The organism is Janthinobacterium sp. 1_2014MBL_MicDiv (assembly GCF_001865675.1).
Taxonomy (GTDB): domain Bacteria; phylum Pseudomonadota; class Gammaproteobacteria; order Burkholderiales; family Burkholderiaceae_D; genus Janthinobacterium.
Map to the genome: position 1 here is coordinate 2948696 of NZ_CP011319.1, position 15003 is coordinate 2963698.

The 15003-nt window shown below is 64.6% G+C and carries 15 protein-coding genes; 6 read left to right on the forward strand and 9 right to left on the reverse strand.

Annotated elements, in window-relative coordinates:
- Positions 1–23: 23 nt before the first annotated feature.
- Positions 24–1604: a methyl-accepting chemotaxis protein gene (locus YQ44_RS12900; RefSeq protein WP_071323722.1), complete on the reverse strand. Its 1581-nt coding sequence runs from the start codon at positions 1602–1604 to the stop codon at positions 24–26.
- Between the two features lie 267 nt (positions 1605–1871).
- Complete coding sequence (locus tag YQ44_RS12905; RefSeq protein WP_071323723.1) at positions 1872–2306, reverse strand: hotdog fold thioesterase; 435 nt, start codon at positions 2304–2306, stop codon at positions 1872–1874.
- A gap of 142 nt (positions 2307–2448) precedes the next feature.
- On the opposite strand from YQ44_RS12905, the gene lpxO reads away from it, so the two are divergent.
- The 5 genes from lpxO (at position 2449) to fdx (ending at position 5172) form a co-directional block, all read left to right on the forward strand.
- Positions 2449–3348 carry a lipid A hydroxylase LpxO gene (gene lpxO / locus YQ44_RS12910; protein ID WP_046685160.1) on the forward strand — a complete coding sequence of 300 codons (900 nt, stop codon included), beginning with the start codon at positions 2449–2451 and terminating at the stop codon, positions 3346–3348.
- Between the two features lie 129 nt (positions 3349–3477).
- The gene (locus tag YQ44_RS12915; RefSeq protein ID WP_071323724.1) at positions 3478–3873 is read left to right on the forward strand and encodes a DUF6331 family protein; all 396 of its coding nucleotides are present in this window, start codon (positions 3478–3480) and stop codon (positions 3871–3873) included.
- Between the two features lie 69 nt (positions 3874–3942).
- Positions 3943–4575 carry a carbonic anhydrase gene (locus tag YQ44_RS12920; protein ID WP_071323725.1) on the forward strand — a complete coding sequence of 211 codons (633 nt, stop codon included), beginning with the start codon at positions 3943–3945 and terminating at the stop codon, positions 4573–4575.
- Positions 4572–4763 (forward strand): hypothetical protein, encoded by a 192-nt coding sequence (locus YQ44_RS12925; protein ID WP_198043925.1) that lies wholly within the window; start codon positions 4572–4574, stop codon positions 4761–4763. The genes YQ44_RS12920 and YQ44_RS12925 overlap by 4 nt, the downstream gene beginning before the upstream one ends.
- Positions 4764–4839: 76 nt before the next feature.
- Complete coding sequence (gene fdx, locus YQ44_RS12930) at positions 4840–5172, forward strand: ISC system 2Fe-2S type ferredoxin (RefSeq protein ID WP_071323727.1); 333 nt, start codon at positions 4840–4842, stop codon at positions 5170–5172.
- 50 nt (positions 5173–5222) lie between these two features.
- Here fdx and YQ44_RS12935 read toward each other — a convergent pair whose 3' ends face one another.
- Positions 5223–7265 carry a M13 family metallopeptidase gene (locus YQ44_RS12935; RefSeq protein ID WP_071323728.1) on the reverse strand — a complete coding sequence of 681 codons (2043 nt, stop codon included), beginning with the start codon at positions 7263–7265 and terminating at the stop codon, positions 5223–5225.
- Between the two features lie 211 nt (positions 7266–7476).
- Here YQ44_RS12935 and YQ44_RS12940 point away from each other — a divergent pair, with 211 nt between their 5' ends.
- A complete protein-coding gene (locus YQ44_RS12940; RefSeq protein ID WP_071323729.1) occupies positions 7477–7698 on the forward strand; it encodes a DUF7661 family protein in 222 nt (73 codons plus the stop codon).
- 55 nt (positions 7699–7753) lie between these two features.
- On the opposite strand, the gene YQ44_RS12945 is transcribed toward YQ44_RS12940, so the two are convergent.
- The 6 genes from YQ44_RS12945 to YQ44_RS12970 form a co-directional block, all read right to left on the reverse strand.
- Positions 7754–8323 carry a DUF1439 domain-containing protein gene (locus YQ44_RS12945; RefSeq protein ID WP_071323730.1) on the reverse strand — a complete coding sequence of 190 codons (570 nt, stop codon included), beginning with the start codon at positions 8321–8323 and terminating at the stop codon, positions 7754–7756.
- A 204-nt stretch (positions 8324–8527) separates the two neighbouring features.
- Positions 8528–9475 carry a hypothetical protein gene (locus YQ44_RS12950; protein ID WP_071323731.1) on the reverse strand — a complete coding sequence of 316 codons (948 nt, stop codon included), beginning with the start codon at positions 9473–9475 and terminating at the stop codon, positions 8528–8530.
- Between the two features lie 45 nt (positions 9476–9520).
- Positions 9521–9964, reverse strand: a complete 444-nt coding sequence (locus YQ44_RS12955; protein ID WP_071323732.1) for a hemerythrin domain-containing protein — start codon at positions 9962–9964, stop codon at positions 9521–9523.
- A gap of 104 nt (positions 9965–10068) precedes the next feature.
- Positions 10069–11424, reverse strand: coding sequence for a PEP-CTERM-box response regulator transcription factor (gene prsR, locus YQ44_RS12960; protein WP_071323733.1), 1356 nt, complete (start codon positions 11422–11424; stop codon positions 10069–10071).
- A gap of 15 nt (positions 11425–11439) precedes the next feature.
- Positions 11440–13491, reverse strand: coding sequence for an XrtA/PEP-CTERM system histidine kinase PrsK (gene prsK, locus YQ44_RS12965; protein ID WP_071323734.1), 2052 nt, complete (start codon positions 13489–13491; stop codon positions 11440–11442).
- Positions 13488–14876: a TIGR03013 family XrtA/PEP-CTERM system glycosyltransferase gene (locus tag YQ44_RS12970; RefSeq protein WP_071326468.1), complete on the reverse strand. Its 1389-nt coding sequence runs from the start codon at positions 14874–14876 to the stop codon at positions 13488–13490. The genes prsK and YQ44_RS12970 overlap by 4 nt, the downstream gene beginning before the upstream one ends.
- Positions 14877–15003: the final 127 nt, after the last annotated feature.

Consider the following 15003-nt stretch of genomic DNA (forward strand, 5'->3'; position numbering starts at 1 on the left):
CCGCGCCACTGCACGGCGGGACGTCAGGCGGTCAGGCGCAAGGGGCCGTTGGCCGCCTTGGCCAGCTTGAAGATGCCCACTTCCTGCTCCAGCTGCGCCGCCTGCTGCTGCAATTCCTGCGCGGCGGCGGCCGCCTGCTCCACCAGGGCAGCGTTTTGCTGGGTCACCCTGTCCATGTCGACGATGGCGCGGTTGACCTGCTCGATGCCGGCGCCCTGCTCCTGCGTGGCGTGGCTGATCTCGGCCATGATGCCGCTGACCCTGCCGATGCCGGCCACCACCTCGTGCATGGTGGCGCCCGCCTGCTCGACGAGCAGGGTGCCCGTGCCCACCTTGCTGACGGAATCGTCGATCAGCACCTTGATTTCGCGCGCCGCGGCGCTCGAGCGTTGCGCCAGGTTGCGCACCTCGGTGGCGACGACGGCGAAGCCGCGCCCCTGCTCGCCCGCGCGCGCCGCTTCCACGGCCGCGTTCAGCGCCAGGATATTCGTCTGGAAGGCGATGCTGTCGATGACGCCGATGATGTCGACGATCTTGTTCGACGAGGCATTGATCAGGCCCATCGTGTGCACCACTTCGGCCACGGCCTTGCCGCCCTGTTCCGACACGGTGGAGGCGTCGCGCGCCAGGCGGTTCGCCTGCTGCGCATTGTCTGCATTCTGGCGCACGGTGGAAATCAGTTCTTCCATCGACGACGCCACTTCTTCCAGCGAACCGGCCTGCTGCTCCGTGCGCTGCGACAGGTCGCGGTTGCCCGAGGCGATCTCGGTCGAGGCCGTGGCGATGCTTTCCGTGCCGTGGCGCACCTTGCCGACGATGGCGGCCAGGTTGTCGCGCATGGTCTTGATCGCAAACAGCAGGCTGCTGTCGTCGCCGTGGCGCGTGTGCACGTCGATGGCCAGCTCGCCCAGGGCGATGCGCCCGGCGATGGCGGCCGCATACGCCGGTTCGCCGCCCAGCTGGCGCAGCAGGCCGCGCGTGATGACGGTGGCCACCGCAATGCAGATGAGCACGCTGAGCGCGGCCAGCACGCCGATCCAGCGCAGCGACTGGCCATAGATGGCGCGCGCGGCCGCGCTGGCCTGCTCCGATTCGCGCTGCACGCTTTTCAGGACGGCATCGATGTCGGCCACGATCTGGCGCCGCAGGGGGCTGCACTCCTCGACGAGGAAGGTGCCGTACTGCTCCATCTGCCCCGCCGCGCGGAACTTGCGCGGACGCTGCAGTTCCTGCGCCATGGTTTTCAAGCCGGCGCTGACTTTCTCGAACTGCGCATCGCCGGCGAATTTCGGCGCCAGCGTGGCCAGCGCTTCCAGGTACAGCGCCTTCTGGCTGTCGAGGATGGCCAGCTCTTTCTCGGCGGCCGCCTGGTCGTGGAAGATATACGCGTTGCGCGCCGCCAGGCCCGTCTGGTCGAGCGCTTCGCGCGCCACGTACAGCGGTTCGAGTTTTTCTTGCTGGACTCTTTCCTGCGCGTCCATGGCGTCGGCGATGGCGCCGATGCGCAGCAGCGCGAAGGCGGCCAGCACCAGCATCAGGATGACCAGCGCGGCAAAGCCCGCGCTCAGGCGTGCGCCTATCGTCAAGCGATTGAATGACTTCATTGTTGTGAATGCCCTGTTAAAAGTTGAATGTTGCCGGTTCCGCTAGAACCGGTAATGCCTGTTCGCCGTCGTGTTGCCTTTCCTGCATGGCGCAGGATGGGTATCTAACTGGCGTTTTTTGGGCAGTCAGCTTCTATTTCGGGCAATGTGTACGCACGCGGGCCACCCCGCGCGGCACATAAGCGCACTGAATTATAAGCGAACAGCGTTATTTATAATTCCACGCGTTCACTTTTAGTGCCTTGACGCATGTCAATAACGACAATATCAGCCCGCGCCAGGGGCGTCGATGACGGCCATGGTGATGCGCGAGATGCAGCACAGTTTGCCGTCATCGTCGACGATGCGGATTTCCCAGACCTGGCTCGTGCGCCCCCGGTGGATGGGCGTGGCGCGCCCCGTCACCTGGCCGCCGCGCACGCCGCGCACGTGGTTGGCGTTGATTTCCTGTCCCACGCTCACCTGCCGGCGCCCGTCGAGGCAGGCATTCGCGGCCATGCTGCCCAGGGTTTCGGCCAGCAGCACGGAAGCGCCGCCATGCAGCAGCTTGAACGGCTGCATGGTGCGGTGGTCGACGGGCATGGTCGCCTCGATCCAGTCGGGGCCGAAGGCCGTGAAGACGATGCCCAGGTGGCGCATGGCCGTGCCTTCGCTGGCCGCGTTGAGGGAGGCCAGGTCGAGCGCTGCGTGCCAGATTTCCATTGTTATTCCTTCAGTGATGAAATGAAGCTATTGTAGGGCAGCGACGGCGCGCGCGCCGCTTCATGATTCCTTCACCTGGGTGCGGGGTGGCGATGTCATTAACTGGTTATAATTGCCCCATTCTTAAAAAACGAGGTTGTGTATGAAGTGGGCCTTGCTGGGCATTTTTGTGTTTTCCGTTTTACATATTCATTTTCGTGGCAAGGTGCGCCTGCCGTTTCGCCGCCAGATCTTCGATCACTCCTCGTTCATGGCGCCGCTGAACCTGTTCATGCACACCTTTTCCAAGGTGCCGGCCACGCCATACCTGTCCGTCGAGCAATTTCCGGAACTGGCGCCGCTGCAGCAGAACTGGCAAATCATCCGCGATGAAGCGCTGCGCATGCAGGAAATGAAAAAGATCAAGGCGGCCGAAAAGAACAACGACGTGGGCTTCAACTCCTTCTTCAAGTATGGCTGGAAGCGCTTCTACCTGAAATGGTATGACGCCAACCACCCGTCGGCGCAGCAGATGTGTCCGCAAACCTATGCGCTGCTGCAATCGATCCCCTCGATCAAGGCCGCCATGTTCGCGGAACTGCCGCAGGGCGGCAAGCTCAACCCGCACCGCGACCCGTTCGCCGGCTCGCTGCGCTACCACCTGGGCTTGCAGACGCCGAACGACGACCGCTGCTTCATCGACGTCGATGGCGAACGCCACAGCTGGCGCGACGGCCAGGCCGTGATGTTCGATGAAACGTATATCCACTGGGCCCGCAACGATGCCGACAGCGACCGCATCATCCTGTTCTGCGACATCGAACGCCCGATGCGCTACCGCTGGGCGCAAGGGCTGAACCGCTGGCTGGGCCGCACCCTGATGACGGCCGCCGCCTCGCCCAACGAACTGGGCGACCAGGTCGGCGGCGTCAGCAAGCTGTTCCAGATTTCCTGGACCATGGGCCAGTACCGCCGCCGCTTCAAGGCGTGGAACAAGACGGCTTACCAGGTCACCCGCGTGGCGCTGGTCGTGGGCATCATCGCGCTGATTTACTTTATCTAGTTGCGGCATGGCTGCTTTGATCAAAACCGCCTTCGGGCGGTTTTTTTATTGTGCATCGCTATCGCCGCCCCATGCGTTACAGTGCCGTGCACCTGTCCGGAATCAGCACCTTGAAAGCGAGACTAGAAAATGACCGAACGCGACCGCCAGTACGATCTCCAGATCGACGATGATGAATGGATCGAACACATCAGTATCGAAGCACGCTATGGCCAGGCCGTGGACATCGATGCCCACCTCGCGGGGCTGGGGCCGCTGATCGACCGCCTGGAAAGCCATTGCGTGGCCGGCTGCTGCGGCTTCGACGCCTTCGATTTCACGCGCGACGCCATCGACGCGGCGCTGCCCGGGCTAGATCGGGCGCCATTGCTGGCAGCGTGCGCGTCGGCCAGGAACGCCGTGGCAGCCGTCGCCAGCGGCGTCGTCCTGAGCAACAGAATGAACAACGCGTGCGACAGCCGCGTCTTCCTGCGCCTGCTTGAGCATATCGCAAGCCGCATCGCCGGCCATGCAAGCCCGGTTTGACGGCGGCGCCTGCATCGGCGCCGGCAAATCGGCGATAATATCGGCTTACACCACTTTCCCCTTCTATTTATGCGCGACATCATTGCCGGATTTTTACGATTCCAGAAGGAAGTCTTTCCCGAACGCCGAGAGTTGTTCAAGACACTGGCAACGGGACAGACGCCGAAGGCATTGTTCATTTCCTGCTCCGACAGCAGGATGGTGCCCGAACTGGTGACGCAGCGGGAACCGGGCGAACTGTTCGTGATCCGCAACGCGGGCAACATCGTGCCCTCGTTCGGCCCCGAACCGGGAGGCGTGAGCGCGTCCGTCGAATTTGCCGTGGCGGCCCTGAACGTGACCGACATCGTCATTTGCGGCCATTCCGACTGCGGCGCCATGAAAGCCATCGCCACCTGCACCTGCCTCGATCACATGCCGGCCGTCAAGAACTGGCTGCGGCACTCGGATGCGGCGCGCATGATCAATGAATCCATCGAGCATGCAACGGAACAGGACCGCATCGATGGCATGGTGCGCGCCAATGTGGTGGCGCAACTCAATAATATCCGCACCCACCCCTCGGTGGCCCTGGGCATCACGCAAAAGCGCCTGACCCTGCATGGCTGGGTGTATGACATCGAAAACGGTTCGCTGGACGCGCTCGACGAGGCTACGGGCCAGTTCGTCCCGCTGGCGGAGCACCCGGCATCGAAGCTGTGACGACCTGCGACGAATGCGGCAGCGCCTACCGTGGCGCAGCCTCGGCCATGGCCAGCCTGTGTCCCGCCTGCGCGCATGCGCTGTATGGCTATCCGCGGTGCGAGCACGAGTTCGAGGCGGGCCACTGCCGGAAATGCCTGTGGGATGGCAAAACCAGCGATTTCGTGCGCAAGCTGGCGTCGCGCTGATCAGAAAGGGGCTTGACCTTGCCGGTGCGGGAAGGTCCAAGGTGACGGTATTCAAGCGACTCAAGGAGAATCCCGTATGCCCAGAATCACCGTCCTGCCCCATCCCGAGCTGGCTCCTGACGGCGCCGTCTTCGACGCGCCCGAGAAGATGAGCATTTGCGATGCATTGCTATTGAACAAAATTGACATGGAACATGCCTGCGGACAGGTCGGCGCCTGTTCCACCTGCCACGTGGTCGTGGTGCAGGGTTTCGACTCGCTCAATGCACTGGGCGACAACGAGGAAGACATGCTCGACCAGGCCTGGGGCTTGCAGCCCCACTCGCGCCTGTCCTGCCAGGCGCGCCTGAACCAGGAAGACCTGACGGTGGAGCTGCCCAGGTACACGCTGAACCACGCCAAGGAATAATCCCCGGCATGGCTGTTGCCAGCCAGGGCATGCCTGGCCGCCCTACTTCCTTACCACATGATCACGCGCTGCTCGGGCGGCAGATACATCGGGTCGCCCGGCTTGATGTCGAACGCCTCGTAGAAGCCGGGCTGGTTTTTCACCGTGCCCTTGGCGCGGAATTCGCCCGGCGAATGGGGGTCGCTCTTGATCTGGGCGATCGCCGCCTCCGGGCGCAGCTTGGCGCGCCACTTCTGCGCAAAGCCGATGTACAGGCGCTGTTCGCCCGTCAAGCCATCGAGCACGGGCGACGGCTTGCCGCCGAGCGAACGCTGGTAGGCCTTGTAGGTGATCGACAGGCCGGAATTGTCGCCGATGTTCTCGCCCAGGGTCAGCTCGCCGTTGATGTGGTAGCCCGGCACGGGGCTGTAGGCGCCATATTGCTTGACGAGGCCGGCGGCCAGCGCCTTGAAGGCGGCACGGTCCTCTGCCGTCCACCAGTTGCGCAAACGGCCCCTGGCGTCGTACTGGCTGCCCGAATCGTCGAAGGCATGGCTGATCTCATGGCCAAACGTGATGCCCAGCAAGCCGTAATTGACGGCATCTTCCGCTTTCACGTTGAAGAATGGCGGCTGCAGGATGGCGGCCGGGATCGTGATGGCGTTGAGCGACGGGCTGTAGCTGGCGTTGACGGTTTGCGGCGTCATCGACCATTCGTCGCGGTCGACCGGCTTGCCCAGCTTGTCGACGTTTTGCTGGCGGCTCCACGCGCGCGACGCGCGCACGTTGGCGATCAGGTCATTCGGCTGCGTCCGCATGGCGCTGTAATCGCGCCATTTATCGGGATAGGCGATCTTCGGCTTCAGGGCGGCCAGCTTGAGCTGGGCTTCCTTCTTGGTTTCCGGACCCATCCAGTCGAGCTGCTCGATGCCATCCTTGAACGAGGCGACGAAATTGTCGAACATGGCCATCACGCGGGGCCGGGTTTCCGGCGGCAGATACATCTCCACATAGCGCTTGCCGATGGCGTCGCTGATGGCGCCATCCGTGAAACGCAGCGCCAGCTGCCACTGCGGTTCGCTTTGCGGCACGCCGCGCAGCACCGTGCCTTCGAAGCCGAAGCGTTCCTTGACGCTGGCGCTATCCAGGTAGGAGGCATAGCTTTCGATGATGCGCCAGTTGAAATAGCTCTTCCAGGCGTCCAGCGGCACGGCGGCCACCGTCTCGGAAAAACCTGTGATGAAGCTGGGCTGGCGCACCACGGCCGAGCTTTCCTTTTTCGCCAGGCCGGCAGCCGCAAAGTAGGCGTTCCAGTCGAAGGCCGGCGCCAGCGCCGCGAATTTGTCGAAACCGACGCGGTTGTACGATTTCACGGGGTCGCGCATCTGCACGCGCGTCCACTGCACGGCCGCCAGGCGCGTCTCGATGTCGAGGATCTGGCCCGCATGGGCGGCGGCGGCCTTGTCGCCGCTCATGGCCAGCATGGCTTCGATATGCTTCAGGTATTTCTCGCGCACGGCCTTGAGCTTGGCGTCGTCGTCCTTCAGGTAATAGTCGCGGTCAGGCAAGCCCAGGCCCGACTGGCTGATATTGATCGTGTATTGCTCGGGATCCTGCGCATCGGGCGCAACATAGGCCGAGAACGGCGTGGCGATGCCATTGCCTTGCAGGTAGGCAAACAGCGCCGGCAAGTCCTGCTTGTCCTTGAGCGCGGCGACGCGGGCCAGTTCGGCCTTCAAGGGCTTGAAGCCGGCCGCATTGCGCGCCTTGTCGTTCATGAAACTCGTGTACAGGTCGGCGATCTTGTGCGCATCGCTGCCGGGCTTGCCGGGGTGCTTCAAGGTGTCGGCGATCAGGCCGCGCAGCTGGCCTTGCGCGATTTCGCGCAATTCGATATACGTGCCCCAGACGGATTTGTCGGCCGGGATTTCCGTATTGCGCGTCCACACGCCATTGACGTAGCCGTAAAAATCATCTTTCGGGCTGACGGCCGGGTCCAGGGTTTTCAGGTCGATGCCGGAAACTGGCGCGGCGGCACCCTGCTGGGCGTACAGCGAGGGCGAAGATAAGGCGAACAAGGCGCAGCAGGCGGCGCTGATAAGCGAACGTTTCACGAAGATTCCTTTAATAATTATGGTCTGACTTCATCTTGCGTCGCATGCTGTCTCCAGGCATGCGACGCAAGATTATAGTCCGCCCATCGCCAAGGCAACAGCCCCCGCCCAGGAATCGCCGTGCCGGGGCGCTACGCCATGCTTTGTATAATCGGCACAGCCGGTGCCAGGCAAGCGGGCGGCAATCCATCCAATAACTGGGAGTATTTTCATGCAGGAATGTCGATTCAATGTGTTTGGCACGCTGATTGCCGTCAGGGGGAGTCCGGGCGCCTGGCGCGCATGCTATCTCGGCGCGGAAGGCAAGCGCCGGCCCGCCGATTTCATTATTCCCGATGATATCCAGGCCGATGCGCTGGGCGAATATCTGGCCGACCTGTTCCACGAGGATGCGACGCCGCGCAATAACACGACAACCCGGCTGTTTCCCTGACTCCAGCGCCTGACGCAGAGCCGGCCCTGGCGCCGCCGGCACGTGTTCCCGCGCCCTATTTCACCGGCTCGAACGTCACCGTCAGCCCGTTGCCCGTGGTCCTGATCTGCGTCGGCACGAATTGCACGCCTGCATAGCGCAGCTCGTCCGGCTTGAAGGTGTAGATCGGCGTTTCATGCATGAGCTGGTCGGCTACCAGGCTGGCCACCTTGGCGAACTGGCGCTGCTGCGACGCATCCATGCCATCGATATTCACCGTATCCACGCTCGCTTCGCTCAGGTAGACGGCGTTGCGCTGGGCGTCGAGCACGAGGCGGCCCGACATGGCCAGCTTGCCGCGCCAGGTCTGGCGGATGAAGGGCGGCATCACGCTGGCGTCCACGCTGAGGGCCACTCTGTCGCGTTCGGGCTGCAGCGACAGCTGCGGCTGCGTCAGCTTGACGTCCAGCACGGACAGCACGCGCTTGTCGATGGGAAAGCGGCGCTCCAGCCCTTGCTGCATCTTGCTGAGCGACACGTTCACGTCGCGCGGGCCGATCAGGGTGGAGCATGAGGCCAGCACGGTGCAGGCAAAGGCGGCGATGGCGGCGGTTTTCAGCAAGGGACGGATGGCGGTCGCATTCATGGAGAGTCTCGGTGGAAGGATCGCGCCATCTTACACATGGACCCGCTTCAACACAAACGGCGCCCGGCTTGCGGCGGGCGCCGTTACTTGCGTCAACTTCTTAATGCACGAACAGGGCGATCAGGATGACGATGGGCAGTGGAATACCGAGCAACAGCAACAGGATGGAACGCATGGCAGACTCCTTTATAGATATGTGGGGGTTCAGATGGTGACGTGGCGCAGCACGCGCTCATGGTCGCGCTGGCGGCCGCCGAAGGTTGCCGCCAGGCTCGCAACGAAGGCGCCCAGCAACAGGGCCACGAACATCCACAGGGCCGTATGGGCACCGGCCTTGCGCGCCGTGTCGGCCGCTTGCTGCGCGGCAGCCTTGGCATCGGCGGCGGCCTTGGCGGCGCGGCCGTAGACGGCGTCGACGCGCGCTTCCGCTTCGGCCTGGGTCAGGCCCGTGCGATTGGCGACGAGCTGGCCCAGGTAGGCGCGGTCATCGGCGGCCAGGCTGCCCGTGGACAGGCCGGTGGCGAAGATCTTGCCGATTTCCACGCGCTGGTCGGCGATGGTGACGCCCGCATCGGCCACCGGTGCGGCGGGCATGCCCGCCGTGCCATTGGCGGCGGCCGGCGCCGGCGCGGCGCGCAGCAGCATGTCCGAGAAGTAATCGAGCGGATTGGCGCCGCCGCCCTCGCCCGCCTTGGCACCCGCCGCCCCGGCGCCCGCGGCGGCTGCCGGTGCCACAGCCGCGGCCACGCCGCTGCCCGCGTCAATGGCGCCGCTCAGCACGGCGCGCGTGCCGCCGGCCAGCACGGCCACCGTGACCAGCGTGGCCACGGCCCAGGCCAGCAAGCCATGCGCCGTGTCGCGGAAATGCACCTCATCCGTGTGGATAGCACTCCATTTCACGCGCAGCCGGCCCGCCATGTAGCCGCCGATGCCGGATGCGGCCAGTTGCATGAAGGCCAGCCAGGCGATGGTCGACACGCCGATGGCCGTCGCGTTGAACGACCATGGCGACACGGACGACAGGCCCAGGCCCACGCCGAGGATCAGCAGGATGAAGGACAAGGCGGCCGCCGCGGCCGCGCCCGCCAGTACGGCGCCCCAGGAAACGCCCGGTTGGTTGATGTCCGAGACGGACAGTTGCGTAGCTTGCATGAAGTTCTCCCTTGGTCAGTTGTTGTCAGTTGTTGTATGGGGCGGTCAGGCGGCGGCGCCCGTCAGCTGTAGCTTGCGCGCGGCCATTTCCTCGCCCAGCGCATCGAGGTCGACGCCCGTATGGCGCACCTTGGGGAACATGTCGCCCTCTTCTTCCTTGACGTGGTGTTCGATCTGCTCGGACAGGACCTTGACCTTGGCGTCGTACAGGTCGTCGGCCGGGTCCATCGCTTCGATCTGCGCGATCAGTTCCTTGGCGCTCGCGTGCTCGACGACGGCTTCATCCATCAAGTCGCCATCGTGGATGGGCCGGCGCACGGCCGGATAAAAGATTTCCTCTTCCAGCTGCGTGTGCACGGTCAATTCCTGGCAGATCTGGTCGGCCAGCTTTTTCTTGGTGGCAAAGGAGCGGTCGCTCAAGCCTTCATATTGGGCAAACAGGGCCTTGACGGCCTTGTGGTCCTTCATCAATAAACTGATCGCGTTCATGGCGCCTCCTCGTTGTGGATGAGGCTAGGATGCGCCGAGGCGGCGCCAGCGTATGTGCGACGCCATACACAATCTTGATATTTAATCCATATCAATACAGCGGCCTACCTGATGCCGTGGTGCCCCATCAAGTCATACAGGGTGGGCCGGCTCACGCCCAGCAGTTCGGCCGCCTTGGCGATATTGCCGTCGGCGCGGGCCAGCGCGCGCACCATCACCTTGTATTCGGCCGCTTCGCGGGCCTGGCGCAGGTTGATGGCGTCGTCCACGGGCGCGGCCTGGGCGCTGGCAGGCAAGCCCAGGTCGTCGGCCGCGATCTGCGGCCCGTCGCTCATGATGACGGCGCGCTTGATGCAATTCTCCACTTCGCGCACATTGCCGGGCCAGCCATACGCTTCGATCAGCTGCAGCGCGCCGGCGCTGAAATGCAGGTTGCTGCGGCCTTCGCTGGCGCAGAACTTGTTCTTGAAATGGTGGGCCAGCAAGGCCGCGTCGCCGGCCCGCTCGCGCAGGGGCGGGATGCGCAGCACGATTTCGCTGAGCCGGTAAAACAGGTCTTCGCGAAAACGCCCCTGCTCGGCCAGCACCTTCAGATCCTGGTGCGTGGCGCAGACGATGCGCACGTCGACGGCGATCTCGCCCCGTCCGCCCACGCGCTCGATGACCCGTTCCTGCAAAAAACGCAGCAGCTTCGCCTGCAGCGCCATCGGCATGTCGCCTATCTCGTCGAGAAAGAAGGTGCCGCCGTGGGCCAGTTCGATCTTGCCCAGGGTTTGCCGCGCCGCGCCCGTAAACGCGCCCCGTTCATAGCCGAACAGCTCGCTTTCCAGCAGGTTTTCGGGGATGGCCGCGCAATTGATGGCGACGAAGCGCTGCGCGTGGCGGCTGGACAGCGCGTGCAAGCCGCGCGCCACCAGTTCCTTGCCGCTGCCCGAGTCGCCCAGCAGCATCACGCTGGCCGACGAAGGCGCCACTTTTTCCACGCTGCGGCACAGTTTCAGCATGCCGGGATCGCGGCTGACGATGCCGGCCAATGGCGAGTCCGCCTGGGTTTGCAGCATGCGGCGGTTTTCCTGCTGCATCGCGTGCAGATAAAAGGCGCGGGCGATGACGAGGCCCAGCATGTCGGCGTCGAACGGTTTCTGGTGGAAATCGTAGGCGCCCAGGGCGATGGCTTTCAAGGCATGCGCGCGTTCCTGGTTGCCCGAGAGGACGATGACCTTCGTGTCCGGCGCCAGCGCGAGGATCAGCTGCAAGGTGGCCAGCCCTTCCGTGGCGCCGTCGGGGTCGGGCGGCAAGCCCAGGTCCATCGTCACGACGGCCGGCTGGTGGCGCCGCACCAGCGCCAGCGCCGCCTCGCGCTCGCCCGCCAGCAACACCTCGTAGGCATCGAAACTCCAGTGCAGCTGCTTTTGCAGGCCGGGGTCGTCTTCGATGACGAGTAATTTCTGCTTGGCCATGCTTGTCCTTTCCATTCACGCGGCATGCAGCGGCAGGATCACGCGAAACGTCGTGCCCACCTGCGGCGCGCTGCGCACTTCCAGGCTGCCGCCCACTTCGCGCAGGTATTCGCGGCTTTCGAACACGCCGATGCCCATGCCGGCCGTCTTCGTCGTGTCGAAGGGCTTGAACAGGCGCTCGCGGATGAACTGCTCGCTCATGCCCTGCCCCGTATCGTCAAGCTCGACCACGGCCGTCTGGCGCTCGCGCAACAGGCGCACGGCCACCTGGCCATCGCTGGCCGTGGCTTCGATGGCGTTCTGGATCAGATGGCCGAGCACCCGCTCGAGGCGCGCGCGGTTGGCCAGCACCGTCAGTTCGCCGTCGACGATCTCCAGCCGCGGCGCGGGCGCCAGGCTGGCCTTGGCCGCCACGGCCTGGCGCAGCAAGCCGTCGAGGCGCAGCGGCGCCGGCGCTTCCGGCGTCTCGCCGCGCGCCAGCTTTTGCAGCAGGGTCTTCATTTTTTGCACGGAATGGTCCAGGGTACCCAGCATGTCTTCCTGGAAGGCGGGATTGGCGCGGTGCTTTTCCGCATTGCTTAACAGCAAGGACAGCTGGAACACGAGGTTTTTCAGGTCATGCACGATGAAGGTCGACATGCGGTTGAACGATTCGAACTGGCGCGACACCATCAGCGAGTCCAGCGATTCGCGGTGCGCCAGGTAACTGGCGGCCTGGCTGCCGGCAATTTTCAGCACGTCGCGGATTTCCCAGTTCAGGCCGATGGCCGTGCGGGGCCGCGCCAGCGCCACGAAGGCGAACAGCTGGCCATGCAGGGTCAGCGGCACCAGCAGCCACACATTGGGCAAGGCCAGCAGCGCCGGCGGCAAGGCCAGGCCGGCGTACTGGCGCGGATTGCCCTGGCAGTCGGGCACGTCGATCACCCACTGGCGCGCCTCGAGGAACTGGCACAGGCTGCCCGCCGCCGGTTCGCTCCAGGCCGGCGGCGGCCAGTTCCAGCTGGCGGCCGGTGCAAACAGCCCTTGCTCGCGCAAGATCCACAGCGCGCCGGCCGGGCTTTCCACCAGCTGCGCCACGGCCTGGATGGCCCGCTCGCCCAGCGCCGGGCCATCCTCGGACAGGGCGCGCGTAAAGCGCAGCCATTCCTCGCGGTAATCGAAGATGGCGTTATAAAAATGCTTGTTGATGCTGACCTTGAGCTTGGCGCGCAAGCTGCCCGAAAACAGCACGCCGGCCAGCAGCAGGCCTGCGCCGCCCAGATAAGCCATCTGCATCAAGGAACCCCAGGTGCCGCCGAAATAGCGTAAATAATAGGCGCTGGCCGCCATCGCCAGCAGATAGATGGCCGAGCCGAGCAAGGCGGCCGAGCGGTACAGCATCTGCCGCGAGACGGACAGGCCCAGGGCCCAGCCCGGATTGCGCGCGGCGGATACGGCCAGCATCGGTGCGCACAGGGCGTCGACGATGCCGCGCGCGGCCCAGATATCGTCGTTAATCGTGCGGAACAGCAAGGCATCGCTGTACAGGTAGAAATCGTAGGCAAACAGGCCGCCCACGCCCAGGCAGGCGAACTTGATGCCCCAGCGCTTGAGCGGCGGCGTATTGCGGTACCACTGTTCCACCAGCAGCATGCCCAGCACGGCCAGCAACAGGCGGCTGACGCTGGCGATGATGCGCGCCGGCAAAGGCAACGCCAGCCACGACGAGGCCAGCGCGGACAGCCCGGGCGCCAGCGCCGTGAGGACGACGCCGGCCAGCACGAGGCGCAGGCGGGGACGCGACGGCTCGACCAGCAACAGCACGAACACCAGCCAGGCCAGGGTGCGCAGCATTTCCAGCGCATCGCCGGCCAGCACAATGCGGTGTCCCAGCAGCACCAGCACCACCGTGCCCGTCGCCCACGCGCCCGTGGCCAGGCAGGCGACGAGCAAGGCGCGCACGTTCTGCCGCGCGCGCCAGTTGCTGATGAGCAGCAAGGCCAGCGCGAAGAAGGCCAGCGACGCCAATCCATGGCTGAGCGCTGCCGCATCGGCCGCCGCCAGCCACGCCGACTGTTCCCGCATCATCGGCCGCCCTTGCCAAACAGCACCACCTGCACCGTGTCGAGCAGGATCAGCAGGTCGAGGAACAGGCTATTGTTTTTGACGTAATACAGGTCGTATTGCAGCTTTTTCACGGCATCGTCGACGGAGGCGCCATATTGGTAGCGCACCTGCGCCAGGCCCGTGATGCCGGGCTTGATACTGTGGCGAATGTTGTAGTACGGAACCTGTTCCTTGAGCTGCTCGACGAAGTAGGCGCGCTCGGGACGCGGTCCCACGAAGCTCATCTCGCCGCGAAACACATTGAGCACCTGCGGCAGCTCGTCGATGCGCAGCTTGCGGATGAACTGGCCCACGCGCGTGACGCGGGCATCGTTGGCCAGCGCCCAGAGGGGCGTCCCGTCGCGCTCGGCATCGCTGCGCATGCTGCGAAATTTCAGCACATGGAAGGGCAAGCCGTCGCGCCCCACCCTTTCCTGCTGGTAAAACACGGGGCCGCCATCCTCCAGGCGGATGCAGGCGGCCGTCACCAGCATCACGGGCAGCGCGGCCAGGCAGATGACGCTGCTGGCGGCCAGGTCGAACAAACGCTTCGAGGCGGCGCGGAAAAAGCTCTGGTCGAAGCCGCCGCCATAGATCAGATAGCTGGGCTGCAGGGAATCGATGCGGATCTGGCACGCTTCGCGCTCGAAAAACGTGGCCGCGTCGATCACTTTCACGCCGCCCAGCGCGCATTCGAGCAATTGCTTGCCGGGAAACGCGCCATTGCGCCGGTCGCTGACGGAGACGACGATCTCGTGCGCGTCATGGCGCTGCGCCATGGCCAGCAGCGACGGTCCGGATGGCAGCAGCGCCGAGGCCGGCACGCAGCATTGCTCACCGGCCACATCAATGCATCCCACCACCGTGAACTGGTGGAAACCGATCTTGCTGGCCGCCAACTCCATGCATTCGCGCGCCAGCGCCCCGCCACCCACCAGGATCAGCCGGCCTTCCATCAGCGCCGATTGCGAGGACTTGAACACGACCAGGCGCGCCAGCAGCACGCCGATGGCGCCCAAACCGAAGATCAGCACGCCGCCGCGCCCGAAATGCAGCGCGGGGATGAAGCGCACCAGCAGGCTGAGCACGGCAAAACCCAGCGCGAACGAGGGCAGGATGCGCAATAAAGTGTTGCGGATGTCGTCGCGCGAGCGGTGCTGGTACATGCCCAGGGTGCTCATGCTCAGGACGATGACCAGCGCGAAGATCGACGACGACAGGTACACCTCGCCCAGCCTCACCAGGCGGCTGCCATCCGCCAGCCACAGCAGGGACGTCAGGGTGGCCGACAGCAGCAGGATCAGGATTTCCAGCAACAGCAGGATGAATGCCGTTTTTGACACGTAATGGCTGAAGATGCGGATCATGTGGTCCCCCTGCGGCAAGAAGCGGCCCGGACCGGCAAGCCATGCATGCGGCCATGCGCGCGGCGGTCCGATACCCGTCTTCTCATCATGGCGGACTGTTCCGCGCAAGCATTGATGCGCCACAAGC

Excerpts from the sequence above, each read along its gene's own strand:
- YQ44_RS12945 (WP_071323730.1), bottom strand. The coding sequence starts at position 8,323 with ATGAATGCGACCGCCATCCGTCCCTTGCTGAAAACCGCCGCCATCGCC.
- prsR (WP_071323733.1), bottom strand. The coding sequence starts at position 11,424 with ATGGCCAAGCAGAAATTACTCGTCATCGAAGACGACCCCGGCCTGCAA.
- YQ44_RS12915 (WP_071323724.1), top strand. The coding sequence starts at position 3,478 with ATGACCGAACGCGACCGCCAGTACGATCTCCAGATCGACGATGATGAA.
- lpxO (WP_046685160.1), top strand. The coding sequence starts at position 2,449 with ATGAAGTGGGCCTTGCTGGGCATTTTTGTGTTTTCCGTTTTACATATT.
- YQ44_RS12920 (WP_071323725.1), top strand. The coding sequence starts at position 3,943 with ATGCGCGACATCATTGCCGGATTTTTACGATTCCAGAAGGAAGTCTTT.
- YQ44_RS12970 (WP_071326468.1), bottom strand. The coding sequence starts at position 14,876 with ATGATCCGCATCTTCAGCCATTACGTGTCAAAAACGGCATTCATCCTG.
- fdx (WP_071323727.1), top strand. The coding sequence starts at position 4,840 with ATGCCCAGAATCACCGTCCTGCCCCATCCCGAGCTGGCTCCTGACGGC.
- YQ44_RS12900 (WP_071323722.1), bottom strand. The coding sequence starts at position 1,604 with ATGAAGTCATTCAATCGCTTGACGATAGGCGCACGCCTGAGCGCGGGC.
- YQ44_RS12955 (WP_071323732.1), bottom strand. The coding sequence starts at position 9,964 with ATGAACGCGATCAGTTTATTGATGAAGGACCACAAGGCCGTCAAGGCC.
- prsK (WP_071323734.1), bottom strand. The coding sequence starts at position 13,491 with ATGATGCGGGAACAGTCGGCGTGGCTGGCGGCGGCCGATGCGGCAGCG.
- YQ44_RS12940 (WP_071323729.1), top strand. The coding sequence starts at position 7,477 with ATGCAGGAATGTCGATTCAATGTGTTTGGCACGCTGATTGCCGTCAGG.
- YQ44_RS12950 (WP_071323731.1), bottom strand. The coding sequence starts at position 9,475 with ATGCAAGCTACGCAACTGTCCGTCTCGGACATCAACCAACCGGGCGTT.
- YQ44_RS12905 (WP_071323723.1), bottom strand. The coding sequence starts at position 2,306 with ATGGAAATCTGGCACGCAGCGCTCGACCTGGCCTCCCTCAACGCGGCC.